At 62.1% G+C, this 24,189-nt stretch carries 26 protein-coding genes and 1 pseudogene; 25 read left to right on the forward strand and 2 right to left on the reverse strand.

Translation table 11 applies throughout. The features are described 5' to 3' along the window. Positions 1–336: 336 nt before the first annotated feature. The 3 genes and pseudogenes from rpoB to NKJ17_RS15010 all read left to right on the forward strand — a co-directional run bounded on the left by rpoB (position 337) and on the right by NKJ17_RS15010 (position 9,558). Positions 337–4,473 (forward strand): DNA-directed RNA polymerase subunit beta, encoded by a 4,137-nt coding sequence (gene rpoB / locus NKJ17_RS15000; RefSeq protein WP_352509951.1) that lies wholly within the window; start codon positions 337–339, stop codon positions 4,471–4,473. Positions 4,474–4,611: 138 nt separating this feature from the next. Next, a complete protein-coding gene (gene rpoC, locus NKJ17_RS15005) occupies positions 4,612–8,808 on the forward strand; it encodes a DNA-directed RNA polymerase subunit beta' (protein WP_352689256.1) in 4,197 nt (1,398 codons plus the stop codon). 85 nt (positions 8,809–8,893) lie between these two features. Beyond that, positions 8,894–9,558, forward strand: a pseudogene (locus tag NKJ17_RS15010) (O-methyltransferase). A 48-nt stretch (positions 9,559–9,606) separates the two neighbouring features. Here the strand turns inward: NKJ17_RS15010 and NKJ17_RS15015 are convergent. Beyond that, positions 9,607–10,536 (reverse strand): Gfo/Idh/MocA family protein, encoded by a 930-nt coding sequence (locus NKJ17_RS15015; RefSeq protein WP_352689258.1) that lies wholly within the window; start codon positions 10,534–10,536, stop codon positions 9,607–9,609. A gap of 123 nt (positions 10,537–10,659) precedes the next feature. Continuing rightward, a complete protein-coding gene (locus NKJ17_RS15020) occupies positions 10,660–10,941 on the reverse strand; it encodes a transcriptional regulator (protein ID WP_254817147.1) in 282 nt (93 codons plus the stop codon). Between the two features lie 461 nt (positions 10,942–11,402). Between NKJ17_RS15020 and rpsL the strand changes: the two genes are divergently transcribed. From rpsL to rplR, 22 genes are all read left to right on the forward strand, one after another. Further along, positions 11,403–11,774 (forward strand): 30S ribosomal protein S12, encoded by a 372-nt coding sequence (gene rpsL / locus NKJ17_RS15025; RefSeq protein ID WP_006333356.1) that lies wholly within the window; start codon positions 11,403–11,405, stop codon positions 11,772–11,774. Between the two features lie 85 nt (positions 11,775–11,859). Further along, positions 11,860–12,330, forward strand: coding sequence for a 30S ribosomal protein S7 (gene rpsG, locus NKJ17_RS15030; RefSeq protein WP_008875664.1), 471 nt, complete (start codon positions 11,860–11,862; stop codon positions 12,328–12,330). Between the two features lie 30 nt (positions 12,331–12,360). Further along, complete coding sequence (gene fusA / locus NKJ17_RS15035) at positions 12,361–14,451, forward strand: elongation factor G (RefSeq protein WP_254817148.1); 2,091 nt, start codon at positions 12,361–12,363, stop codon at positions 14,449–14,451. A 67-nt stretch (positions 14,452–14,518) separates the two neighbouring features. Then, complete coding sequence (gene tuf / locus NKJ17_RS15040; protein ID WP_254817137.1) at positions 14,519–15,694, forward strand: elongation factor Tu; 1,176 nt, start codon at positions 14,519–14,521, stop codon at positions 15,692–15,694. Between the two features lie 63 nt (positions 15,695–15,757). Continuing rightward, positions 15,758–16,066, forward strand: coding sequence for a 30S ribosomal protein S10 (rpsJ, locus tag NKJ17_RS15045; protein ID WP_006205468.1), 309 nt, complete (start codon positions 15,758–15,760; stop codon positions 16,064–16,066). Positions 16,067–16,162: 96 nt separating this feature from the next. Beyond that, on the forward strand, positions 16,163–16,891 hold the full coding sequence (gene rplC, locus NKJ17_RS15050) for a 50S ribosomal protein L3 (RefSeq protein WP_254817149.1): 729 nt from the start codon (positions 16,163–16,165) through the stop codon (positions 16,889–16,891). After that, on the forward strand, positions 16,891–17,511 hold the full coding sequence (gene rplD, locus NKJ17_RS15055; protein ID WP_352689259.1) for a 50S ribosomal protein L4: 621 nt from the start codon (positions 16,891–16,893) through the stop codon (positions 17,509–17,511). The genes rplC and rplD overlap by 1 nt, the downstream gene beginning before the upstream one ends. Further along, positions 17,508–17,801: a 50S ribosomal protein L23 gene (locus NKJ17_RS15060; RefSeq protein WP_006205465.1), complete on the forward strand. Its 294-nt coding sequence runs from the start codon at positions 17,508–17,510 to the stop codon at positions 17,799–17,801. Before rplD ends, NKJ17_RS15060 begins: the two co-directional genes overlap by 4 nt. A gap of 22 nt (positions 17,802–17,823) precedes the next feature. Further along, positions 17,824–18,657: a 50S ribosomal protein L2 gene (gene rplB / locus NKJ17_RS15065; protein ID WP_023675138.1), complete on the forward strand. Its 834-nt coding sequence runs from the start codon at positions 17,824–17,826 to the stop codon at positions 18,655–18,657. A gap of 16 nt (positions 18,658–18,673) precedes the next feature. Beyond that, on the forward strand, positions 18,674–18,952 hold the full coding sequence (gene rpsS, locus NKJ17_RS15070; protein ID WP_006205463.1) for a 30S ribosomal protein S19: 279 nt from the start codon (positions 18,674–18,676) through the stop codon (positions 18,950–18,952). A 2-nt stretch (positions 18,953–18,954) separates the two neighbouring features. Beyond that, positions 18,955–19,344: a 50S ribosomal protein L22 gene (gene rplV / locus NKJ17_RS15075; RefSeq protein WP_006205462.1), complete on the forward strand. Its 390-nt coding sequence runs from the start codon at positions 18,955–18,957 to the stop codon at positions 19,342–19,344. Further along, positions 19,344–20,069 carry a 30S ribosomal protein S3 gene (rpsC, locus tag NKJ17_RS15080; protein WP_023675137.1) on the forward strand — a complete coding sequence of 242 codons (726 nt, stop codon included), beginning with the start codon at positions 19,344–19,346 and terminating at the stop codon, positions 20,067–20,069. Before rplV ends, rpsC begins: the two co-directional genes overlap by 1 nt. 27 nt (positions 20,070–20,096) lie before the next feature. Further along, positions 20,097–20,510 carry a 50S ribosomal protein L16 gene (gene rplP, locus NKJ17_RS15085; RefSeq protein WP_006205460.1) on the forward strand — a complete coding sequence of 138 codons (414 nt, stop codon included), beginning with the start codon at positions 20,097–20,099 and terminating at the stop codon, positions 20,508–20,510. Positions 20,511–20,523: 13 nt separating this feature from the next. Continuing rightward, positions 20,524–20,724, forward strand: coding sequence for a 50S ribosomal protein L29 (gene rpmC / locus NKJ17_RS15090; RefSeq protein ID WP_006205459.1), 201 nt, complete (start codon positions 20,524–20,526; stop codon positions 20,722–20,724). A gap of 11 nt (positions 20,725–20,735) precedes the next feature. After that, positions 20,736–20,975 (forward strand): 30S ribosomal protein S17, encoded by a 240-nt coding sequence (gene rpsQ, locus NKJ17_RS15095; RefSeq protein ID WP_023675136.1) that lies wholly within the window; start codon positions 20,736–20,738, stop codon positions 20,973–20,975. Between the two features lie 82 nt (positions 20,976–21,057). Further along, complete coding sequence (rplN, locus tag NKJ17_RS15100) at positions 21,058–21,426, forward strand: 50S ribosomal protein L14 (protein WP_006205457.1); 369 nt, start codon at positions 21,058–21,060, stop codon at positions 21,424–21,426. Between the two features lie 12 nt (positions 21,427–21,438). Further along, the gene (rplX, locus tag NKJ17_RS15105; RefSeq protein WP_254817150.1) at positions 21,439–21,753 is read left to right on the forward strand and encodes a 50S ribosomal protein L24; all 315 of its coding nucleotides are present in this window, start codon (positions 21,439–21,441) and stop codon (positions 21,751–21,753) included. Next, positions 21,746–22,324 (forward strand): 50S ribosomal protein L5, encoded by a 579-nt coding sequence (rplE, locus tag NKJ17_RS15110; RefSeq protein ID WP_352689261.1) that lies wholly within the window; start codon positions 21,746–21,748, stop codon positions 22,322–22,324. The genes rplX and rplE overlap by 8 nt, the downstream gene beginning before the upstream one ends. A 27-nt stretch (positions 22,325–22,351) precedes the next feature. After that, positions 22,352–22,657, forward strand: a complete 306-nt coding sequence (gene rpsN / locus NKJ17_RS15115) for a 30S ribosomal protein S14 (RefSeq protein ID WP_023675134.1) — start codon at positions 22,352–22,354, stop codon at positions 22,655–22,657. A gap of 12 nt (positions 22,658–22,669) precedes the next feature. After that, on the forward strand, positions 22,670–23,068 hold the full coding sequence (rpsH, locus tag NKJ17_RS15120) for a 30S ribosomal protein S8 (RefSeq protein ID WP_006205453.1): 399 nt from the start codon (positions 22,670–22,672) through the stop codon (positions 23,066–23,068). 88 nt (positions 23,069–23,156) lie between these two features. Further along, the gene (gene rplF, locus NKJ17_RS15125; protein ID WP_023675133.1) at positions 23,157–23,690 is read left to right on the forward strand and encodes a 50S ribosomal protein L6; all 534 of its coding nucleotides are present in this window, start codon (positions 23,157–23,159) and stop codon (positions 23,688–23,690) included. A gap of 85 nt (positions 23,691–23,775) precedes the next feature. Beyond that, entirely contained in the window at positions 23,776–24,135 is a 360-nt protein-coding gene (rplR, locus tag NKJ17_RS15130; protein ID WP_023675132.1) for a 50S ribosomal protein L18, read from the forward strand. Positions 24,136–24,189: the final 54 nt, after the last annotated feature.

The raw sequence follows: 24,189 nt of genomic DNA on the forward strand, positions 1-24,189 counted from the left end.
CGGGGGGGCGCGTTTTTTTTAATAACCCCCCCCCCCTTGTTTCAACTTATTTACGCGTTGAGCCCGGGCGCCGGGGGGCGCGCCGCCCGCCACTCCCATCACGTCTAGGGGAGGCTCATAGCGCGAAGAGTGCGAAAACCTCTTTCCTGAGGGCCGCAAACCGGCCTTCAGGAAACGGGTTTTCTCCCGTTTCTGGCCCACCGCCAATTGGTGGTGGGTGAAAAGACAAGAAGCCGCCGACAGGCGGCGGGCAACAAGACAGGGCCGCCAAGGTGGCCCGAGATGCAAGGCGAGCCGCGGCGAGGCTCGTCCCGAGAATTGAGCTAAGGAGCGACGATGGCCCAGACCCAGACTTTCAATGGCCGCAGACGCGTACGCAAGTTTTTCGGAAAGATCCCGGAAGTTGCGGAGATGCCGAACCTGATCGAGGTTCAGAAGGCATCCTATGACCAGTTCCTGATGGTGGAGGAGCCCAAGGGCGGGCGTCCTGACGAGGGGCTGCAGGCAGTTTTCAAGTCGGTCTTCCCGATTTCCGATTTTTCCGGCTCCTCGATGCTGGAATTCGTGAAGTACGAGTTCGAGGGACCGAAATTCGACGTTGACGAATGCCGTCAGCGCGACCTGACCTACGCGGCGCCGCTCAAGGTGACGCTGCGCCTCATCGTGTTCGATATCGACGAGGATACCGGCGCGAAGTCGATCAAGGACATCAAGGAGCAGGACGTTTACATGGGCGACATGCCGCTCATGACCTTGAACGGCACCTTCATCGTCAACGGCACCGAGCGCGTCATCGTCTCGCAGATGCACCGTTCGCCGGGCGTCTTCTTCGACCATGACAAGGGCAAGTCGCACTCGTCCGGCAAGCTTCTGTTTGCCGCGCGCGTTATTCCCTATCGCGGCTCATGGCTCGACATCGAGTTCGATAGCAAGGACGTCGTGCACGCCCGTATCGACCGCCGCCGCAAGATTCCGGTCACGTCGCTGCTGATGGCGCTCGGCATGGACGGCGAAGAGATCCTGTCGACCTTCTACAACAAGATCACCTACAAGCGCGCCGGCGACCATTGGCGTATCCCGTTCAACGTCGAGCGTTTCCGCGGCCTCAAGGCCGTTGGTGACCTGGTTGACGCCGACACCGGCGAGGTCGTCGTCGAGGCCGGCAAGAAGATCACTGCCCGCCAGGCCAGGGCGCTTGGCGAAAAGGGTCTCAAGGCGATCAAGGCGACCGACGAGGATCTGCTCGGCAACTATCTCGCCGAGGATATCGTCAACTATGCGACCGGTGAGATATTCCTCGAAGCCGGCGACGAGATCGACGAAAAGACGCTGAAAGTGCTGCTCGGCACCGGCGAGGACGAGATCAAGGTTCTCGACATCGACCATGTCAACGTCGGCGCCTATATCCGCAACACGCTCAACGTCGACAAGAACGAGAGCCGCCAGGACGCACTGTTCGACATCTATCGTGTCATGCGCCCGGGCGAGCCGCCGACGCTCGAGACCGCCGAAGCCATGTTCAACTCGCTGTTCTTCGACAGCGAGCGCTACGACTTGTCGGCCGTCGGCCGCGTCAAGATGAACATGCGCCTCGAGCTCAAGGCCGAGGACACCGTGCGCGTGCTGCGCAAAGAGGACATCCTGGCCGTGGTCAAGACGCTGGTCGAACTGCGCGACGGCAAGGGCGAGATCGACGACATCGACAATCTCGGCAATCGCCGCGTGCGCTCGGTCGGCGAGCTGATGGAGAACCAGTACCGCGTCGGGCTGCTGCGCATGGAGCGCGCGATCAAGGAACGCATGTCCTCGATCGAGATCGACACGGTGATGCCGCAGGACCTGATCAACGCCAAGCCGGCGGCTGCCGCCGTGCGCGAGTTCTTCGGTTCCTCGCAGCTGTCGCAGTTCATGGATCAGACCAACCCGCTGTCGGAGATCACCCACAAGCGCCGTCTTTCGGCGCTTGGACCGGGCGGTCTGACCCGCGAGCGTGCCGGTTTCGAAGTGCGCGACGTGCATCCGACGCATTACGGTCGCATCTGCCCGATCGAGACGCCGGAAGGCCCGAATATCGGCCTGATCAACTCGCTGGCGACCTTCGCGCGGGTCAACAAATACGGCTTCATCGAGAGCCCGTACCGCAAGATCGTCAATGGCAAGCTGACCAATGAGGTCGTTTACCTGTCGGCTATGGAAGAGGCCAAGCACCACGTCGCGCAGGCCAATGCCGAGCTCGACAAGAATGGTCATTTCGTCGACGAATTCGTCATTTGCCGCAACGCCGGCGAAGTGATGATGGCGCCGCGCGAAAACGTCGATCTGATGGACGTATCGCCGAAGCAGATGGTGTCGGTGGCCGCGGCCCTGATCCCGTTCCTCGAGAACGACGACGCCAACCGTGCGCTGATGGGCTCGAATATGCAGCGTCAGGCCGTGCCGCTGGTGCGCGCCGAAGCGCCGTTCGTCGGCACTGGCATGGAGCCGATCGTCGCCCGTGACTCGGGCGCCGCCATCGGCGCCCGCCGCGGCGGCATCGTCGACCAGGTGGACGCGACGCGTATCGTCATCCGCGCCACGGAAGATCTCGATCCCGGCAAGTCCGGCGTCGATATCTACCGGCTGATGAAGTTCCAGCGTTCGAACCAGAACACCTGCATCAACCAGCGTCCGCTGGTGCGCATGGGCGACCGGGTCAACAAGGGCGACATCATTGCCGACGGCCCGTCGACCGAGCTCGGCGATCTGGCCCTCGGCCGGAACGTGCTGGTCGCGTTCATGCCGTGGAACGGCTACAACTACGAGGATTCCATCCTTCTGTCCGAGCGCATCGTCGCCGACGACGTCTTCACCTCGATCCACATCGAGGAGTTCGAAGTCATGGCCCGCGACACCAAGCTCGGGCCGGAGGAGATCACGCGCGATATCCCGAACGTCTCGGAAGAAGCGCTGAAGAACCTCGATGAGGCCGGCATCGTCTACATCGGTGCGGAAGTGCAGCCGGGCGACATCCTGGTCGGCAAGATCACGCCGAAGGGCGAAAGCCCGATGACGCCGGAAGAAAAGCTGCTGCGCGCCATCTTCGGTGAAAAGGCCTCGGACGTGCGCGACACCTCGATGCGCATGCCTCCGGGAACCTTCGGGACCGTCGTCGAAGTGCGTGTCTTCAACCGCCACGGCGTCGAGAAGGACGAGCGCGCCATGGCGATCGAGCGCGAGGAGATCGAACGCCTCGCCAAGGACCGCGACGACGAGCAGGCGATCCTCGACCGCAACGTCTATTCGCGCCTTTCCGACGTTCTTGTCGGCAAGGAAGCGATTGCCGGGCCGAAGGGCTTCAAGAAGGGCTCGAAGCTGTCGAAGGACACGCTGGACGAGTATCCGCGTTCGCAGTGGTGGCAGTTTGCCGTGGAGAACGAAAAGCTCCAGAGCGAGCTGGAAGCCCTGCGTGGCCAGTACGACGATTCCAAGAAGGCGCTCGAGCAGCGCTTCATGGACAAGGTCGAGAAGGTGCAGCGCGGCGACGAAATGCCTCCGGGCGTCATGAAGATGGTCAAGGTCTTCGTGGCCGTGAAGCGCAAGATGCAGCCCGGCGACAAGATGGCCGGCCGGCACGGCAACAAGGGTGTCGTGTCGCGGATCGTTCCGGTCGAGGACATGCCTTTCCTCGAGGACGGCACGCATGCCGATATCGTGCTCAACCCGCTGGGTGTGCCGTCGCGCATGAATGTCGGCCAGATCCTGGAAACGCATCTGGGCTGGGCTTGCGCCGGAATGGGCAAGAAGATTGGCGATCTGATCGACGCGTACAAGACTGCGGGCGACATCAAGCCGCTGCGCAAGACGCTCGAGAGCTTCATGCCGGCCAACGACCGCAACGAGCCGATCCGCGAATATGACGACGAGAGCATCATTCGCCTCAGCGAGCAGATGCGCCGCGGCGTCTCCATCGCGACACCGGTGTTCGACGGCGCGCACGAGGCCGACATTAACATCATGCTGGAGCAGGCGGGCCTGCACACCAGCGGTCAGTCGCAGCTCTATGACGGACGCACCGGCGAGCCGTTCGATCGCAAAGTGACGATGGGCTATATATATATGCTCAAGCTTCACCACCTTGTGGACGACAAGATCCACGCGCGTTCGATCGGGCCGTACTCGCTCGTTACCCAGCAGCCGCTGGGCGGCAAGGCGCAGTTCGGTGGCCAGCGCTTCGGCGAGATGGAGGTCTGGGCGCTCGAAGCATACGGCGCCGCCTACACGCTGCAGGAGATGCTGACGGTGAAGTCGGACGACGTCGCCGGCCGCACCAAGGTCTACGAGGCGATCGTCAGAGGCGACGACACCTTCGAAGCCGGCATCCCCGAGAGCTTCAACGTTCTCGTCAAGGAAATGCGGTCTCTCGGCCTCAATGTCGAGCTGGAGAACACCAAACTCGACGACAACCCGATCCGGCTGCCCGACGCGGCCGAATAAGCAAGACGCTCGGTCGCGGGAGAGGGCTCTCGCGACCGGGGCGCACCCAAATTCTTCGGCCGATGGCCGATCAAGTCGGCGGGCGTTTGGCCCGCGCTAGATGCAAGGGGTTTCGAGGACCCCGAAAAGGAGAACGGCATGAACCAAGAGGTCATGAATCTCTTCAATCCCCAGGCGCCCGCGCAGGTGTTCGATTCCATCAGGATCTCGCTTGCCAGCCCTGAGAAGATTCTGTCCTGGTCGTTCGGCGAGATCAAGAAGCCGGAGACCATCAACTACCGCACCTTCAAGCCGGAGCGTGACGGTCTGTTCTGCGCGCGCATTTTTGGTCCGATCAAGGACTATGAGTGCCTGTGCGGCAAGTACAAGCGCATGAAGTACAAGGGCGTCATCTGCGAGAAGTGCGGCGTCGAAGTCACGCTGTCGCGCGTCCGCCGCGAGCGCATGGGCCATATCGAACTGGCGGCACCGGTCGCCCATATCTGGTTCCTGAAGTCGCTGCCGTCGCGCATCGGCACGCTGCTCGACATGACGCTGAAGGACATTGAGCGGGTCCTCTACTTCGAGAACTACATCGTCACCGAACCCGGCCTCACCGCGCTGAAGGAGCACCAGCTGCTCAGCGAGGAAGAGTACATGATGGCCGTCGACGAGTATGGCGAGGACTCGTTCACCGCCATGATCGGCGCCGAGGCGATCCACGACCTTCTGGCCGGCATGGACCTCGAGAAGATCGCCGGCGATCTGCGTTCGGAACTGGCTTCGACCACCTCCGAGCTCATTCAGAAGAAGTACCTGAAGCGGCTCAAGGTCGTCGAGAACTTCATGGAATCCGGCAACCGTCCGGAATGGATGATCATGAAGGTGGTTCCGGTGATTCCGCCGGACCTGCGTCCGCTTGTCCCGCTGGACGGCGGCCGTTTCGCCACCTCCGACCTGAACGACCTTTATCGCCGCGTCATCAACCGCAACAACCGCTTGAAGCGGCTGATCGAGCTGCGCGCGCCCGGCATCATCGTGCGCAATGAAAAGCGCATGCTGCAGGAAGCCGTCGATGCACTGTTCGACAACGGCCGTCGCGGCCGCGTCATCACCGGCGCCAACAAGCGTCCGCTGAAGTCGCTGTCCGACATGCTGAAGGGCAAGCAGGGCCGGTTCCGCCAGAACCTGCTCGGCAAGCGCGTCGACTATTCCGGCCGCTCGGTCATCGTCACCGGTCCGGAGCTCAAGCTGCACCAGTGCGGCCTGCCGAAGAAGATGGCGCTCGAACTTTTCAAGCCCTTCATCTACGCCCGTCTCGACGCCAAGGGTTACTCCTCGACCGTCAAGCAAGCGAAGAAGTTGGTCGAGAAGGAGCGTCCGGAGGTCTGGGATATCCTCGACGAGGTCATCCGCGAGCATCCGGTGCTGTTGAACCGCGCGCCGACGCTGCACCGCCTCGGCATCCAGGCGTTCGAGCCGATCCTGATCGAAGGCAAGGCGATCCAGCTTCACCCGCTGGTCTGCACGGCCTTCAATGCCGACTTCGACGGCGACCAGATGGCGGTCCACGTGCCGCTGTCGCTGGAAGCGCAGCTCGAAGCCCGCGTGCTGATGATGTCGACCAACAACATCCTGCACCCGGCTTCCGGTGCGCCGATCATCGTGCCGTCGCAGGACATGGTTCTCGGTCTCTACTATCTCTCGATCGTCAACCAGAACGAGCCGGGCGAGGGCATGGTGTTTGCCGACATGGGCGAGCTCCAGCACGCGCTCGAGACCAAGGCGGTGACGCTGCATGCCAAGATCAAGGGGCGCTTCCGTACGGTCGACGCCGACGGCAAGGTCGTGTCGAAGATCTACGACACTACGCCTGGCCGCATGATCATCGGCGAACTTCTGCCGAAGAACCACAATGTGCCGTACGAGACCGCCAACCAGGAGATGACCAAGAAGAACATCTCCAAGATGATCGACACCGTCTACCGCCATTGCGGTCAGAAGGAGACGGTCATTTTCTGCGATCGCATCATGGCTCTCGGCTTCAGCCACGCCTGCCGTGCCGGCATTTCGTTCGGCAAGGACGACATGCTGATTCCGGACGCCAAGATCAAGCTGGTGTCCGACACCGAGGCTTTGGCCAAGGAGTACGAGCAGCAGTACAATGACGGCCTGATCACCCAGGGCGAGAAGTACAACAAGGTCGTCGACGCCTGGGCCAAGTGCTCGGAAAAGGTCGCCGACGAAATGATGGCCCGCATCAAGGCTGTCGAGTTCGAGGACAACGGCCGTCAGAAGCCGATGAACTCGATCTACATGATGTCGCACTCCGGTGCGCGCGGTTCGCCCACCCAGATGCGCCAGCTCGCCGGCATGCGCGGTCTGATGGCCAAGCCTAGCGGTGAAATCATCGAGACGCCGATCATCTCGAACTTCAAGGAAGGCCTCACCGTGCTCGAGTACTTCAACTCGACCCACGGCGCCCGCAAGGGTCTGGCCGACACCGCCTTGAAGACGGCGAACTCGGGTTATCTGACGCGTCGTCTCGTCGACGTGGCACAGGACTGCATCGTCAACTCGCTCGACTGCGGCACCGACAAGGGCCTCACCATGCAGCCGATCGTCGATGCCGGTCAGGTCGTCGCCTCGGTTGGCCAGCGCGTTCTCGGCCGCACCTCGCTCGACGACATCACCCACCCGGTCACCGGCGAGGTTCTGGTCAAGGCCGGAACGCTGATGGACGAGCGTGACGTGGAACTGATCGAAAAGGCCGGCGTGCAATCGGTCCGCATCCGTTCGGCGCTGACCTGCGAGGTCAGGGTCGGCGTCTGCGCGGTCTGCTACGGACGCGATCTGGCCCGCGGCACGCCCGTCAACCAGGGCGAGGCTGTCGGCGTCATCGCGGCGCAGTCGATCGGCGAGCCGGGCACCCAGCTCACCATGCGCACCTTCCACATGGGCGGCACGGCGCAGGTGGTGGATTCCTCGTTCCTTGAAGCCTCGTACGAGGGCAAGGTCGAGATCCGCAACCGCAACGTGGTGCGCAACTCCGACGGCCAGCTGATGGTCATGGGCCGCAATATGGCGGTGCTGATCCTCGACGAGGCCGGCAAGGAACGCGCCACGCACCGCGTCACCTACGGTTCGCGCATCTTCGTCGACGATGGCGACAAGGTGAAGCGCGGCCAGCGTATCGCCGAGTGGGATCCTTATACCCGCCCGGTCCTCACCGAAATCGAGGGCAAGGTCGCGTTCGAGGATCTGGTCGACGGCATTTCCGTTCAGGAAACCGCCGACGAATCGACCGGCATCACCAAGCGCGAGGTCATCGACTGGCGTTCGACGCCACGCGGCAACGACCTCAAGCCGGCGATCGCCGTCCTGGATGCCAAGGGTAAGGTCGGCAAGCTGTCGAAGGGTGGCGACGCCCGCTTCCTGCTCTCGGTCGAGGCCATTCTTTCGGTCGAGCCGGGCGCACAGGTTCGCCCCGGCGACGTGCTGGCGCGTATTCCGATGGAAAGCGCCAAGACCAAGGACATCACCGGCGGTCTGCCGCGTGTTGCCGAGCTGTTCGAGGCACGCCGTCCGAAGGATCACGCCATCATCGCCGAGATCGATGGCACGATCCGCTTCGGCCGCGACTACAAGAACAAGCGCCGTATCATCATCGAACCGCATGACTCGACGCTTGAGCCGGTCGAATACCTGATCCCGAAGGGCAAGCCGTTCCATCTCCAGGACGGCGACGTCATCGAGAAGGGCGACTACATCCTCGACGGCAATCCGGCGCCGCACGACATCCTGGCGATCAAGGGCGTGGAGGCGCTTGCCTCCTACCTCGTCAACGAAATCCAGGAGGTCTACCGACTGCAGGGCGTGTCGATCAACGACAAGCACATCGAGGTGATCGTTCGCCAGATGCTGCAGAAGGTCGAGATCACCACGCAGGGCGATTCGACCTACATTCCGGGCGACCACGTCGACGTGATCGAACTGGAAGAGGTCAACGAGCGCCTGGTCGAGGAAGGCAAGAAGCCGGCAGAAGGCCAGCCGGTGTTGCTCGGCATCACCAAGGCCTCGCTGCAGACGCCGTCCTTCATCTCGGCCGCCTCCTTCCAGGAGACGACGAGGGTGCTGACCGAAGCTGCGGTTGCCGGCAAGACCGACATGCTGCAGGGGCTGAAGGAAAACGTCATCGTCGGCCGGCTGATCCCGGCCGGCACCGGCGGCACGATGAGCCAGATCCGGCGCATCGCCACCTCGCGCGACGAACTGATCATCGACGAGCGCCGCAAGGCGTCCGGCGTCGAGGTCGCCGAGCCGATGCTGACCGACATGGCTTCCGCCGCGCAGTAAGCGCACAAGAAAGAGAAGATAGAAAAGGGGCCCAAGTGGCCCCTTTTCGCATTTTGGTTCTCTAATCGGATCGGAGAAGAAAACGATGAGCATGAAGACCTGGGCTTCTGTCGACGACTACATTGTCGAGGCTTTTTTCGATGCGGATCCCGCCCTCGATGCCGTTCTGGCGGCCAACCATGACCACGGCCTGCCGGCGATCGATGTTTCGCCGGCACAAGGCAAGCTGCTGTCACTTCTTGCGCGAATGCAGGGAGCCAAGAAGGTACTCGAAATCGGCACGTTGGGCGGCTACTCGACAATCTGGATGGCGCGAGCGTTGCCCGTGGACGGCAAGGTCGTGACACTCGAGCTTGACCCGCACCACGCCAGTGTCGCGCGGTCGAACTTTGAACGCGCAGGGGTGTCGGACCGGTAGAACTGCGGGTCGGACCGGCGCTTCAATCGCTTGCGGCGTTAGGCGCCGAGAATGCCGGGTCGTTCGACTTCATCTTCATCGACGCCGACAAGCCGAACAACCCGCACTATCTGTCGTGGGCCATGCGTCTTTCGAGGCCGGGGACCGTCATCGTCTGCGACAATGTCATCCGTGACGGCGCGGTGGTGAATGAAGATGGTCGTGACGCCAATGTCGAAGGGGCACGCGCGGCGTTCTCGTTCATCGGCAGCCACAAGCGTCTGGAAGGCACCGCGATCCAGATTGTTGGCGCCAAAGGCTATGACGGCTTTGCTATAGCGATCGTCAATTGAACTTGCGCGGTGAGTGGCCGGACATGCGATCCGGCCGACGCCCGCTGATCAATCGAAAAAAGCTTGCACCACATTGCGCTTGCCCAGCATGAAGGCGTCGGCGACGTGCTGAAGGGGCGCGAGATCGACGTCGGAGGTACCCGCGCGCACGATCTCGGCAAAGCGCCTGTAAAGCATCGGGTATTCCGCTTCCGGCTCCTCGTGAACGACGCGGCCGTCGACGGCGAGCTTCGAGCCGCCGCCGGAAAGCACCATTTTACCCCGGTCCGTCTCGGCCAGGATGTCCCAGCTCTGCGGGCCGGTCTGAAGCCAATCGAGTTCCATCGTCACTGGCAATCCGTCCGAGGTGCGGAAGGTGACATGGGCCGCGACCGGGGATGCACGGTTCTCCGGAAAATCGAGCTCTGCCGAACTGATGAACATTGGCGGCAGGATGTGGGTGGCGATCGACAGTGCGTTGATGCCGGGATCGAAGACGCCGAAGCCGCCCGGTGCCCAGATCCATTCCTGATTCGGATGCCAGCGGCGGACATCTTCCTTCCAGATGATAGCGGCCGATCTGATTTTGGTTGAACCGAGGAAAGCGCGAGCGGCCTCGACAGCCGGCGCATAGCGTGAATGCCAACTGGCGAACAGACAGACGCCGTTCGCTGCCGCCAGCGCCTTCAGGTCCTCGACCTCGCTGACGGTCGCGCCCGGCGGCTTTTCCAGGAAGACATGCTTTTTCGCCACCAGCGCCGTGTGTGCGGCGTCATAACGGAACTGCGGCGGCATGCACAGCGACACCGCCTCGAGCTCCGGCACCGCATCGAGCATCGCCTCGATCGTCGGGAAATTCGGGATGTCTTCGACTTTGCCGTGGCGGCTCGCTGCGGCGACCAAGCGATAATCCTGGTCCTTCGCCAAGGCCGGCAGGTGCTGGTCGCGGACGATCTTTCCCACGCCGACGATGCCGAGCTTGATGGGATTAGAGGACATGGGAGCTCCGCAGGTTGAGTGTGCTTGGTTTTACCGGAGGTCGCTTCTTAGCAGAGAACTTGTGTCGGGCAAGTCGCCGGGCGTTTGTCGCCGGCCGTGAGATCGACCGCGATTCAGATCGCTTCAGATCGGCACATCGAAGGTCACGATCGACACTTCGCCTTCGAGCGCGCCCTGATAGGCGGACAGATGCGGCTCCTCGTCGGGCACGCCGTCCAGGTCGCCGATTTGGTCGAGCTCGGCCTCGGCGTAACCTTCCGCGGCAAGTGATTCGAGAGCGCGGCGCACCGCCGAATCGTCGTCCGGGGCGACCAGCATCACATGCACGCCTTCCGGCTTGCCGCCTTTGCGCTTCCACACCCGGCCGGTAATGATGGTGACCGGGCGCTCCTCATTGTCATTCACGGGTTCGTACCTCCGGCGAGGGGTTTTGGGCTGTTCATGCCGCCTTTTCGCACGAAGCACGGCGTGGAAACAGCCGCAAGCCGGTCACTTTCTGCCTTCCTCTTGAAAAACGGCGCAAGAAAATTACATGCATTTTTCGCATGGCTGCCAAACCTCGGGTTCAGCGCAATATTTGCCGCTCCGGGGTTGACGGACAGTGGCCACACGAGTAGAAGCCGCCCAGTCAGAACCGATGTGAGGCTCTCGCTTCCGAAGCGACACGCTTTGGAGTTTGCCTCAAACAGGGTTCGTTTTACGAGCGAAAAGACATTTCCGGCGTGCATGAAGCGGCTTCCGCTTCCTCTGCCATTTGTTCGGGCAAGACCGCGAGGCGCGGTTTGTGGCCCGAATTTGCGTATGGAAATGACGCTTTGAGCGGCCCTGACCGGGCAAGACACGGAATTGAGAGACAAGAGGGTTTAATGCCTACCGTCAACCAGCTGATCCGCAAGCCGCGCATTGCGCCGGTGAAGCGCAACAAGGTCCCGGCCATGCAGCAGAACCCGCAGAAGCGGGGCGTCTGCACGCGCGTCTACACCACGACGCCGAAGAAGCCGAACTCGGCGCTGCGCAAGGTGGCCAAGATCCGTCTGACCAATGGTTTTGAAGTGATCGGTTACATCCCCGGCGAAGGCCACAACCTTCAGGAACACTCGGTGGTGATGATCCGCGGCGGCCGCGTCAAGGATCTTCCGGGCGTCCGTTACCACATCATCCGCGGCGTGCTCGACACGCAAGGCGTGAAGAACCGCAAGCAGCGCCGTTCGAAATACGGCGCCAAGCGTCCGAAGTGACCGAAGCGTAGCCAAGATCGTTCCGGACGGCGTCAAGCGACGATCCGGGATCCAGGCCACCGCGTAGAATTGAGGCAGAGAAAAAATGTCCCGTCGTCACAGTGCAGAAAAGCGTGAGATCAATCCGGACCCGAAGTTCGGCGACCTGATCGTCACCAAGTTCATGAATGCCGTCATGTATGATGGCAAGAAGTCGGTTGCCGAGACCATCGTCTACGGCGCGCTCGACCAGGTCCAGTCCAAGACCAAGCAGGAGCCGGTCACCGTCTTCCATCAGGCGCTCGACAATGTCGCGCCGCATGTGGAAGTGCGTTCGCGCCGCGTCGGCGGCGCCACCTACCAGGTTCCGGTCGACGTGCGCCCGGAGCGCCGGCAGGCATTGGCCATCCGCTGGCTGATCGCTGCCGCCCGCAACCGCAACGAGACCACCATGGTCGACCGCCTCTCCGGCGAGCTGATGGACGCGGCCAACAACCGCGGCACCGCCGTCAAGAAGCGTGAAGACACCCACAAGATGGCAGAAGCCAACCGCGCTTTCGCGCACTACCGCTGGTAAAGCGCGAACGAGACTGAAGAGGCACCTCCCATGGCCCGCGAATATAAAATCGAAGACTACCGCAATTTCGGTATCATGGCGCATATCGACGCCGGCAAGACGACGACCACCGAGCGCGTCCTCTATTACACGGGCAAGTCGCACAAGATTGGCGAAGTCCACGACGGCGCTGCCACCATGGACTGGATGGAGCAGGAGCAGGAGCGCGGCATCACCATCACGTCGGCCGCCACCACGACCTTCTGGAAGGGTCGCGACGGCAAGATGTATCGCTTCAACATCATCGACACCCCCGGCCACGTCGACTTCACCATCGAGGTCGAGCGTTCGCTGCGCGTACTCGACGGTGCCATCGCGCTGCTCGATGCCAATGCCGGTGTCGAGCCGCAGACGGAGACTGTCTGGCGCCAGGCCGACAAGTATCGCGTGCCGCGCATGATCTTCTGCAACAAGATGGATAAGATCGGCGCCGACTTCTACCGCTCGGTCGAGATGATCGGTTCGCGCCTCGGTGCGCATGCCGTCGTCATGCAGTTGCCGATCGGCGCCGAGACCGAGTTCAAGGGTGTCGTCGATCTCGTCGAGATGAACGCGCTGGTCTGGCGCGACGAGACGCTGGGCGCTGCCTGGGACATCGTCGAGATCCCTGCCGACCTCAAGGCTCGTGCCGAAGAATACCGCGAGAAGATGATTGAGGCCGCCGTCGAAATGGACGAAACGGCGCTCGAGAATTACCTCGAAGGCAAGATGCCGAGCAACGACGAGATCCGTGCGCTCATCCGCAAGGGCACGATCGCGGTGAAGTTCTATCCAATGTTCTGCGGCTCGGCCTTCAAGAACAAGGGCGTGCAGCCGCTGCTCGACGCCGTCGTCGAATATCTGCCGTCGCCGGCCGATGTCCCTGCCATCAAGGGCGTCGACGCCAAGACCGACGCCGAGATCGAGCGTCATGCCGACGACAACGAGCCGCTGTCGATGCTCGCCTTCAAGATCATGAACGACCCGTTCGTCGGTTCGCTCACCTTTGCCCGCATCTATTCGGGCAAGCTCACCAAGGGCATCTCAGTCGACAACACCGTGAAGGGTAAGAAAGAGCGCATCGGCCGCATGTTGCAGATGCATGCGAATTCGCGCGCCGACGTCGAAGAGGCGTTTGCCGGCGACATCGTCGCCCTCGCTGGTCTCAAGGACACCACCACCGGCGACACGCTCAGTGATCCGCTGCATCCGGTCATCCTCGAGCGCATGGAATTCCCCGATCCGGTCATCCAGATCGCCATCGAGCCGAAGACCAAGAACGACCAGGAAAAGATGGGTCTCGCCCTTCACCGCCTGGCCGCCGAGGATCCGTCCTTCCGCGTCAAGACCGACGAGGAAAGCGGCCAGACGATCATCTCCGGCATGGGCGAACTTCACCTCGACATCATCGTCGACCGCATGCGTCGCGAGTTCAAGGTCGAGGCCAATGTCGGCGCGCCGCAGGTGGCCTACCGCGAGACGATCACCCGCAAGCACGAGCAGGACTACACGCACAAGAAGCAGACCGGCGGTACCGGCCAGTTCGCCCGCGTCAAGATCCTGTTCGAGCCGAATCCGGAAAGCAGCGAATTCGAGTTCGAAACCAAGATCGTCGGCGGCGCTGTGCCGAAGGAATACATCCCCGGTGTCGAAAAGGGCATCAACAGCGTCATGACCTCCGGCCCGTTCGCCGGCTTCCCGATGATCGGCGTCAAGGCGACGCTGATCGATGGCGCCTACCACGACGTGGACTCGTCGGTTCTGGCCTTCGAAATCGCCGGCCGCGCCTGCTTCCGTGAAGCAGCGCCCAAGCTTGGCGTGCAGTTGCTCGAGCCGATCATGAAGGTCGAGGTGGTGACGCCGGAAGATTACGTCGGCAGCGTTATCGGCGACCTGAACGGCCGTCGTGGCCAGATCCAGGGCCAGGAAGCCCGTGGCGTCGCGGTGGTCATCAACGCGATGGTGCCGCTCGCCAACATGTTCAAATACGTGGACAACCTTCGCTCGATGAGCCAGGGCCGCGCGGCCTACACGATGCAGTTCGACCATTACGAGCCGGTCCCGACCGCGGTCGCCCAGGAAGTCCAGAAGAAATACGCGTAACTCGAAACGAGTTGCACCAGTAACTTAATTCAAGGCCCGCACGGGCTGGCAGGAATGGAGAGATCACATGGCAAAAGGTAAATTCGAGCGCACTAAGCCTCATGTGAACATTGGCACGATTGGTCACGTCGATCATGGCAAGACGTCGCTGACGGCGGCGATCACCAAGTATTTTGGCGAATACAAGCGCTATGACCAGATCGATGCGGCGCCCGAAGAGAAGGCGCGCGGCATCACCATCTCGACGGCGCATGTCGAATACGAGACCGCCAACCGCCACTATGCCCATGTCGACTGCCCCGGCCACGCCGACTATGTGAAGAACATGATCACCGGTGCCGCGCAGATGGACGGCGCGATCCTGGTGGTGTCGGCCGCCGACGGCCCGATGCCGCAGACCCGCGAGCACATTCTTTTGGCCCGCCAGGTCGGCGTGCCCTCGATCGTGGTGTTTTTGAACAAGGTCGACCAGGTCGACGACGCCGAGCTGCTCGAGCTGGTCGAGCTCGAGGTGCGCGAGCTTTTGACCAAGAACGAGTTTCCCGGCGACGACATTCCGATCGTCAAGGGTTCGGCGCTTGCCGCCCTTGAAGATTCTGACAAGAAGATCGGCGAGGACGCCATCCGCGAACTGATGGCTGCGGTCGATGCCTATATCCCGACGCCGGTTCGTCCGCTCGACAAGCCGTTCCTGATGCCGATCGAGGACGTGTTCTCGATCTCGGGCCGTGGCACGGTGGTGACCGGCCGCGTCGAGCGCGGCGTCGTCAAGGTCGGCGAGGAGCTGGAGATCGTCGGCATCCGTCCGACCACCAAGACGACCTGCACGGGCGTCGAGATGTTCCGCAAGCTGCTCGACCAGGGTCAGGCCGGCGACAACATCGGCGCGCTGCTGCGCGGTGTCGACCGTGAAGGCGTCGAGCGCGGCCAGGTCCTGGCCAAGCCCGGCACCGTCAAGCCGCACAAGAAGTTCGTTGCCGAAGCCTACATCCTGACCAAGGACGAGGGCGGCCGCCATACGCCGTTCTTCACCAACTACCGTCCGCAGTTCTACTTCCGCACGACGGACGTGACCGGCATCGTGTCGCTGCCGGAAGGCACCGAGATGGTGATGCCGGGCGACAACATCACCGTCGATGTCGAGCTGATCGTGCCGATCGCCATGGAAGAGAAGCTACGCTTCGCCATCCGTGAAGGCGGCCGCACCGTCGGTGCCGGCATCGTCGTCACCATCAAAGAGTAATTTGGACTTAAACCGATCTGTCGCGGGCGCTGCCCGCGCCGCGCCAGAACAAGGAAGTGACGCATGAACGGACAGAATATCCGCATCCGCCTGAAGGCGTTTGATCACCGGGTGCTCGACGCCTCGACACGGGAAATCGTGTCGACCGCCAAGCGCACCGGCGCCAACGTCCGCGGCCCAATTCCGCTGCCGACGCGGATCGAAAAGTTCACGGTCAACCGGTCGCCTCACGTCGACAAGAAGAGCCGCGAGCAGTTCGAGATGCGCACGCACAAGCGTCTGCTCGACATCGTCGACCCGACCCCGCAGACGGTCGATGCTTTGATGAAGCTCGACCTGGCCGCCGGTGTCGACGTCGAGATCAAGCTCTAAGGAACCAGAGGTCAGCGGGGCGACCCGGAACTCTGAAGGAACAAGAGGCGTGGAGGGGCGACAGCCCCGACAGGGAACTCTAAAGGAATTGAACCGATGCGTTCAGGTGTGATTGCAAAGAAGGTGGGAATGACCCGCATCTACAACGATGCCGGGGAACATGTTCCCGTCACTGTTCTCCAGATGGAGAACTGCCAGGTCGTGGCGCAGCGCACGCAGGAGAAGAACGGCTATACCGCCGTCCAGCTCGGCGTTGGCCTTGCCAAGGTGAAGAACACGTCGAAGGCGATGCGCGGCCATTTCGCGTCCGCTTCCGTCGAGCCTAAGGCCAAGGTTGCCGAGTTCCGCGTCTCCGCCGACAACATGATCGATGTCGGCGCCGAGATCACCGTCGAGCATTTCGTCGTCGGCCAGAAGGTCGATGTGACGGGAACCACGATCGGCAAGGGTTTCCAGGGCGTCATCAAGCGGCACCACATGGGTGGCGGCCGCGCGACGCACGGCAACTCGGTGTCGCACCGTACACACGGTTCGACCGGCCAGCGTCAGGATCCGGGCAAGGTGTTCAAGGGCAAGCATATGGCCGGCCACATGGGTGACACCCGCGTCACCACGCAGAATGTCGAGGTCGTCTCGACCGACGCCGATCGTGGCCTGATCCTGATCCGCGGTGCGGTCCCGGGTTCGAAGGGTGCATGGATCCTGGTCCGCGATGCGGCCAAGGTGGCGCTTCCGGCCAATGCGCCGAAGCCCGCCGCGATCCGCGCCGTTGCAACCGATGGTGCCGCCAAGAACGAGGCCCCGGCCACAGAGGGAGCGGAATAATGGACCTCAAGATTACAACGCTTGGCGGCAAGGACGCCGGCAAGCTGAAGCTCTCCGAAGAGATTTTCGGCCTTGATCCGCGCGAGGACATCCTGCAGCGCGTCGTGCGCTGGCAGCTCGCCAAGAAGCAGCAGGGCACGCACAAGGCCAAGGGCCGCGCGGAAATCGCCCGCACCGGCGCCAAGATGTACAAGCAGAAGGGTACCGGCCGCGCCCGTCACCATTCGGCTCGCGCTCCGCAGTTCCGCGGCGGCGGCAAGGCCCACGGCCCGGTCGTGCGCAGCCACGAGCACGATCTGCCGAAGAAGGTGCGTGCGCTCGGTCTCAAGCATGCGCTTTCGGCCAAGGCCAAAAGCGCGTCGATCATCATCATCGACGAGCTGAAGCTGACCGAGGCCAAGACCAAGGCACTGATCGCGAATTTCGCGACGCTGGGCCTGTGCAACGCCCTAGTGATCGGCGGCGCCGAGCTTGACAAGAATTTCAAGCTGGCGGCGACCAACATCCCGAACATCGACGTGCTGCCCATCCAGGGCATCAACGTCTACGACATTCTGCGCCGCGGCACGCTGGTCCTTTCCAAGGCCGCCGTCGAGGCTCTCGAGGAGCGCTTCAAATGACCGACCTTCGTCACTACGACGTGATCGTCTCGCCGGCGATCACCGAAAAGTCGACCATGGCTTCCGAGCAGAACCAGGTCGTCTTTAATGTCGCCAAGAAGGCGTCGAAGCCGGAAATTAAGGCCGCCGTCGAAGCGCTGTTCGGCGTCAAGGTGATGGCCGTGAACACGCTTGTCCGCAAGGGCAAGATCAAGCGCTTCCGCGGCACGATCGGCCGCCAGAGCGACGTCAAGAAGGCGGTTGTGACGCTGGCCGACGGCCAGTCGATCGACGTCGCGACGGGTCTCTGAGCAAGGTCGCGAGGACAGAACAATGGCACTGAAAAAATTCAACCCGGTTACGCCGAGCACCCGTCAGTTGGTCATCGTCGACCGCTCGGGCCTCTACAAGGGCAAGCCCGTCAAGGGCCTGACCGAAGGCCTGACCAAGTCGGGCGGCCGCAACAATTACGGCCGCATCACGGCCCGCTTCATCGGCGGCGGTCACAAGCGCACCTACCGCATCATCGACTTCAAGCGCCGCAAGTTCGACGTCGTCGGCACGGTTGAGCGTATCGAGTACGATCCGAACCGCACCGCCTTCATCGCGCTGATCAAGTACGACGATGGCGAGCTGTCCTACATCATCGCCCCGCAGCGTCTGGCTCCCGGCGACAAGATCGTGGCCGGTGAATCGGTCGACGTGAAGCCGGGCAACGCGATGCCGCTGGCCTCGATGCCGGTCGGCACGATCGTCCATAATATCGAGCTGAAGCCCGGCAAGGGCGCTCAGGTCGCCCGTTCGGCCGGTGGTTATGGCCAGCTCGTCGGCCGCGATCAGGGCATGGCGATCCTGCGCCTCAATTCGGGCGAGCAGCGTGTCGTCCACGGCTCCTGCATGGCCACTGTCGGTGCCGTGTCCAACCCGGACCACGGCAACATCAATGACGGCAAGGCTGGCCGCACCGTGTGGCGTGGCAAACGTCCGCACAATCGCGGCGTGACCATGAACCCGGTCGACCATCCGCATGGCGGCGGCGAAGGCCGCACCTCGGGTGGCCGCCATCCGGTTTCGCCCTGGGGCAAGCCGACCAAGGGCAAGAAGACGCGGTCCAACAAGGCGACCGACAAGTTCATCCTGCGCTCGCGCCATCAGCGCAAGAGCTAAGAAGAGGTAACGCCAAGTGACTCGTTCGATTTGGAAAGGCCCCTTCATCGACGGCTACCTTCTGAAGAAGGTGGACAAGGTTCGTGAAGGTGGTCGCAATGAGGTGATCAAGATGTGGAGCCGCCGCTCCACCATCCTGCCGCAGTTCGTCGGCTTCACCTTCGGTGTCTACAACGGCCAGAAGCACGTTCCCGTCTCAGTGAACGAGGACATGGTCGGTCACAAGTTCGGTGAATTCGCTCCGACCCGGACCTATTACGGTCACGGCGCGGATAAGAAGGCGAAGAGGAAATAATCATGGGCAAGGCCAAAGCTCCGCGCAGGCTTGCTGACAACGAAGCGCGCGCCGTGTTGCGCACGATCCGTATCAGCCCGCAGAAGCTGAACCTGGTTGCCGCGCTGATCCGCGGCAAGAAGGTCGCGACAGCGCTTTCCGACCTCGAATTCTCGGCCAAGCGGATTTCCGGCACGGTCAAGAAGACGCTGGAATCGGCGATCGCCAACGCGGAAAACAACCACGACCTCGACGTCGATGCGCTGATCGTGGCGGAAGCCTATGTCGGCAAGTCGATTGTCATGAAGCGGTTCCATGCCCGTGGCCGTGGTCGCGCCAGCCGTATCGAGAAGCCGTTCTCGCACCTCACGATCGTCGTTCGTGAAGTCGAAGAAAAAGGGGAGGCCGCATAATGGGCCAGAAAGTCAATCCGATCGGTCTGCGTCTCGGCATCAACCGCACCTGGGATTCGCGGTGGTTCGCGAACACCGGCGAGTACGGCAAGCTGCTGCACGAGGACATCAAGATCCGCAAATATCTTGAGAAGGAACTCAAGCAGGCTGCGATCTCGAAGGTCGTGATCGAGCGTCCGCACAAGAAGTGCCGCGTCACCATCCATGCGGCGCGTCCGGGCCTGATCATCGGCAAGAAGGGCGCCGACATCGAGAAGCTTCGCAAGAAGCTGATGGAGATGACCAAGTCCGAGACGCATCTGAACATCGTCGAAGTGCGCAAGCCGGAGATCGACGCGACCCTGGTCGCCCAGTCGATCGCCCAGCAGCTCGAGCGCCGCATCGCGTTCCGCCGCGCCATGAAGCGCGCCGTCCAGTCGGCGATGCGCCTGGGTGCCGAAGGCATCCGCATCAATTGCGCTGGCCGTCTCGGCGGCGCCGAGATCGCGCGCATGGAGTGGTATCGCGAAGGCCGCGTGCCGCTGCATACGTTGCGCGCCGACGTCGACTACGGCACGGCCGAGGCGAATACGGCCTACGGCATCTGTGGCGTCAAGGTCTGGGTGTTCAAGGGCGAAATCCTTGAGCACGACCCGATGGCATCGGAGCGCCGCGCCACCGAGGGCGATCATGCGCATGGCGGTGGTGGTGAGCGCGAGCGCGGTCGCCGTCGCGAAAACGCGTAAGACAGTCAGGAATTTGGAGTTAGAACGATGCTGCAGCCAAAGCGCACAAAGTTCCGCAAGCAGTTCAAGGGCCGCATCCACGGTACCGCCAAGGGCGGCACCAACCTGGATTTCGGTGGTTTCGGGCTGAAGGCGCTTGAGCCGAACCGCGTCACCGCGCGTGAGATCGAGGCGGCCCGCCGCGCGATCACCCGCGAGATGAAGCGCGCCGGCCGGGTGTGGATCCGTATCTTCCCGGACGTGCCGGTTACGTCGAAGCCGACTGAAGTCCGTATGGGTAAGGGCAAGGGCGCGGTCGACTATTGGGCGGCACGCGTCAAGCCGGGTCGCATCATGTTCGAGATCGACGGCGTCAACGAGGAAACCGCCCGTGAGGCGCTGCGTCTCGGCGCGGCCAAGCTCTCGGTCAGGACGCGCTTCGTACAGCGCATCGCAGAATAAGGACGGGCTGATCATGAAAGCCGAAGACATCCGGACCAAGACCCAGGACCAGCTGACCGACGACCTGGCCAGCCTGAAGAAGGAGCAGTTCAACCTGCGCTTCCAGAAGGCCACCGGCCAGCTTGAGAAGACCGCGCGCGTGAGGCAGGTCCGCAAGGACATTGCGCGTATCAAGACCATCGCTGCGGAAAAGTCCGCGGCCAAGAAGGCTTAAGGACGAAAACCATGCCAAAGCGCATTCTGCAGGGCACCGTCGTCAGCGACAAGAACGAGAAGACGGTTGTCGTCAAGGTCGAACGGCGCTTCACGCATCCCGTGATGAAGAAGACCGTGCGCATGACCAAGAAGTACAAGGCGCACGACGAGAACAACGCCCACAAGGTCGGCGATCAGGTGTTCATCCAGGAATCGAAGCCGATTTCCAAGGACAAGCGCTGGGTCGTGGTGTCTTCGGACCAGGCCTGATCAGGGCTGACGAAACGAATTTTGGACAGACCGGGGAGGGGTGAGAAACCCGTCCCGTTAGAAAAGAAGAAGGCGGCCAGTCATGATTCAGATGCAAACAAACCTCGACGTCGCGGATAATTCCGGCGCCCGTCGTGTCATGTGCATCAAGGTGCTGGGCGGCTCGAAGCGGAAATACGCTTCCGTTGGCGACATCATCGTGGTGTCAATCAAGGAAGCCATCCCGCGCGGCCGCGTCAAGAAGGGCGATGTGATGAAGGCGGTCGTGGTTCGCACGGCCAAGGACATCCGCCGCCCGGACGGCAGCGTGATCCGTTTCGACAAGAACGCAGCCGTTCTCGTCGACAACAAGAAAGAGCCGATCGGCACGCGTATCTTCGGACCAGTTCCGCGCGAACTCCGCGCCAAGAACCACATGAAGATCATCTCGCTCGCGCCTGAAGTGCTGTAAGGAGCCGGACCAATGCAAAAGATTAGAAAAGGCGACAAGGTCGTCGTGCTGGCCGGCAAGGACAAGGGCCGTTCGGGCGAAGTCCTTTCGGTGCAGCCGAAGGACGACACCGCGCTGGTGCGCGGCGTCAACCTGATCCGTCGTCATCAGAAGCAGTCCCAGTCCCAAGAGGGCGGGATCATCACCAAGGAAGCGCCGATCCAGCTGTCGAACATCGCGCTGGCCGACCCCAAGGATGGCAAGCCGACCCGCGTCGGCTTCATCTTCCAGAAGGACGGCAAGAAGGTGCGCGTCGCCAAGCGCTCGGGAGAAGTCATCAATGGCTAAGGCTCAAACCAAGCAGGCAACTGCCCAGAACACGCCGCGCCTCAAGCAGGTCTACAACGAGACCATTCGCAAGGCGCTGCAGGAGCAGTTCGGCTACGAGAACGGGATGCAGGTTCCGCGCATCGACAAGATCGTGTTGAACATGGGCGTCGGCGAGGCGACCGGCGATTCGAAGAAGCCTTCGATCGCGGCGGAGGACCTTGCAATGATCGCCGGCCAGAAGGCCGTTGTCACCCGCGCCCGCAACTCGATCGCCGGCTTCAAGGTCCGCGAGAAGATGCCGATCGGCGCCAAGGTCACGCTGCGCAAGGAACGCATGTACGAGTTCCTCGACCGCCTCGTGAACATCGCACTGCCGCGCGTCCGCGACTTCCGCGGGCTCAACCCGAAGAGCTTCGATGGCCGTGGCAACTATGCCATGGGCATCAAGGAACACATCGTGTTCCCGGAGATCAACTACGACAAGGTTGATCAGATCTGGGGCATGGACGTCATCGTTTGTACGACTGCGAAGACGGACGACGAAGCCAGGGCATTGCTCAAGGCCTTCAACTTCCCCTTCCGCCAGTAACGGCAGCGAGAAAAGGAAAAATCTGAAATGGCAAAGACCAGCTCAGTCGAGAAGAACAACAGGCGCCGCAAGCTTGCGGACCAGTTCGCTGCCAAGCGCAAGGTGCTCAAGGCGATCATCATGGATCAGTCCAAGCCGATGGAAGAGCGCTTCCGCGCTCAGCTGAAGCTTTCGGCGCTGCCGCGCAACTCGGCCAAGACCCGCATCCGCAACCGCTGCGAAGTCACCGGACGTCCGCGTGCCTATTATCGCAAGCTCAAAGTATCGCGTATCGCGCTTCGTGATCTCGGCAATAACGGCCAGATCCCGGGCCTGGTCAAGTCGAGCTGGTAAGGAGGACATAAGATGTCATTGAGCGATCCTCTCGGCGATATGCTGACCCGCATCCGCAACGCGTATGGCCGTAAGAAGTCGAGCGTTTCGACGCCGGCTTCGCGCCTGCGCACCCGTGTCCTCGACGTGCTGAAGGCCGAAGGCTATATCCGCGACTACAGCCAGACCGACTTCGACAACGGCAAGTCCGAAATCGAGATCGAGCTGAAGTATTTCGACGGTGCGCCGGTGGTGCGCGAAATCGCCCGGGTCTCGAAGCCCGGCCGCCGCGTCTACGTTTCCGCCAAGTCGATACCACACGTCGCCAACGGCCTCGGCATCGCCATTCTTTCGACGCCGAAGGGTGTGATGGCCGACCACGAAGCGCGCGAACAGAATGTCGGCGGGGAAATCCTCTGCCAGATCTTCTGATCTGGTATGTGACCCGTTGGAATCCGGCTTTCGGGATCAAGTCCCGAAAACCGAGACCTGAAACAAGAGAAGTGACGAGGACAACAGAATGTCTCGTATTGGAAAGAAACCCGTTTCGCTGCCGCAGGGCGTGACCGCGACCGTCAACGGCCAGACCGTGACGGCGAAGGGTCCGAAGGGCGAGCTGAAGTTCGTGGTGAACGACGAAGTGCTGGTCAAGATGGAAGGCAGCGAGATCGCTGTCCAGCCGCGCGACCAGACCAAGACCGCCCGTTCCAAATGGGGCATGTCGCGCACGCAGATCGTCAACATCCTGCAGGGCGTCAAGGACGGCTTCGAAAAGAAGCTCGAGATCACCGGCGTCGGCTATCGCGCCGCCATGCAAGGCAAGAACCTGCAGCTGGCGCTCGGCTTCAGTCACGACGTTGTCTACGAGACGCCGCAGGGCGTGACGATTTCGGTGCCGAAGCCGACGGAAATCACCGTGACCGGCATCGACAAGCAGCAGGTCGGCCAGGTTGCCGCCGAGATCCGCGAGTATCGCAGCCCCGAGCCCTACAAGGGCAAGGGCGTCCGCTATGCTGGCGAGAAGATCGTCCGCAAGGAAGGCAAGAAGAAGTAATTTTAACGCCGCGGGGAGCGGTCGCGGGAGGCTCGTCCTACCGCATATGGTTGCCCCCGTTTTTTGAAGGCAAGGAACTGATATCATGGGCTCGAAAGAATCCACCCAACGCCGCGCTCAGCGCGTCCGCCGCCAGATCAAAAAGGTTGCCGGCGATCGTCCGCGTTTGTCGGTCCATCGCACGTCGAAGAACATCTATGTCCAGGTGATCGACGACGCCAAGGGCCACACCATCGCGGCTGCTTCGACGCTTGAGAAGGAGCTCAAGGGCTCGCTCAAGACCGGCGCCGACACCGCGGCCGCAGCTGCCATCGGCAAGCTGATCGCCGAGCGTGCCTCGAAGGCCGGCGTCAAGGAAGTGGTCTTCGACCGCGGCGCCTACATCTACCACGGCCGCGTCAAGGCGCTTGCCGAGGCTGCACGTGAAGGTGGTCTGAGCTTCTAAAATCGAAATTCGCCCCGGCGACCCAAAGAGGCCGCCGGATATCATCATCAACCG

It is taken from the genome of Mesorhizobium sp. M0208, from assembly GCF_040322015.1.
Taxonomy (GTDB): Bacteria; Pseudomonadota; Alphaproteobacteria; order Rhizobiales; family Rhizobiaceae; genus Mesorhizobium.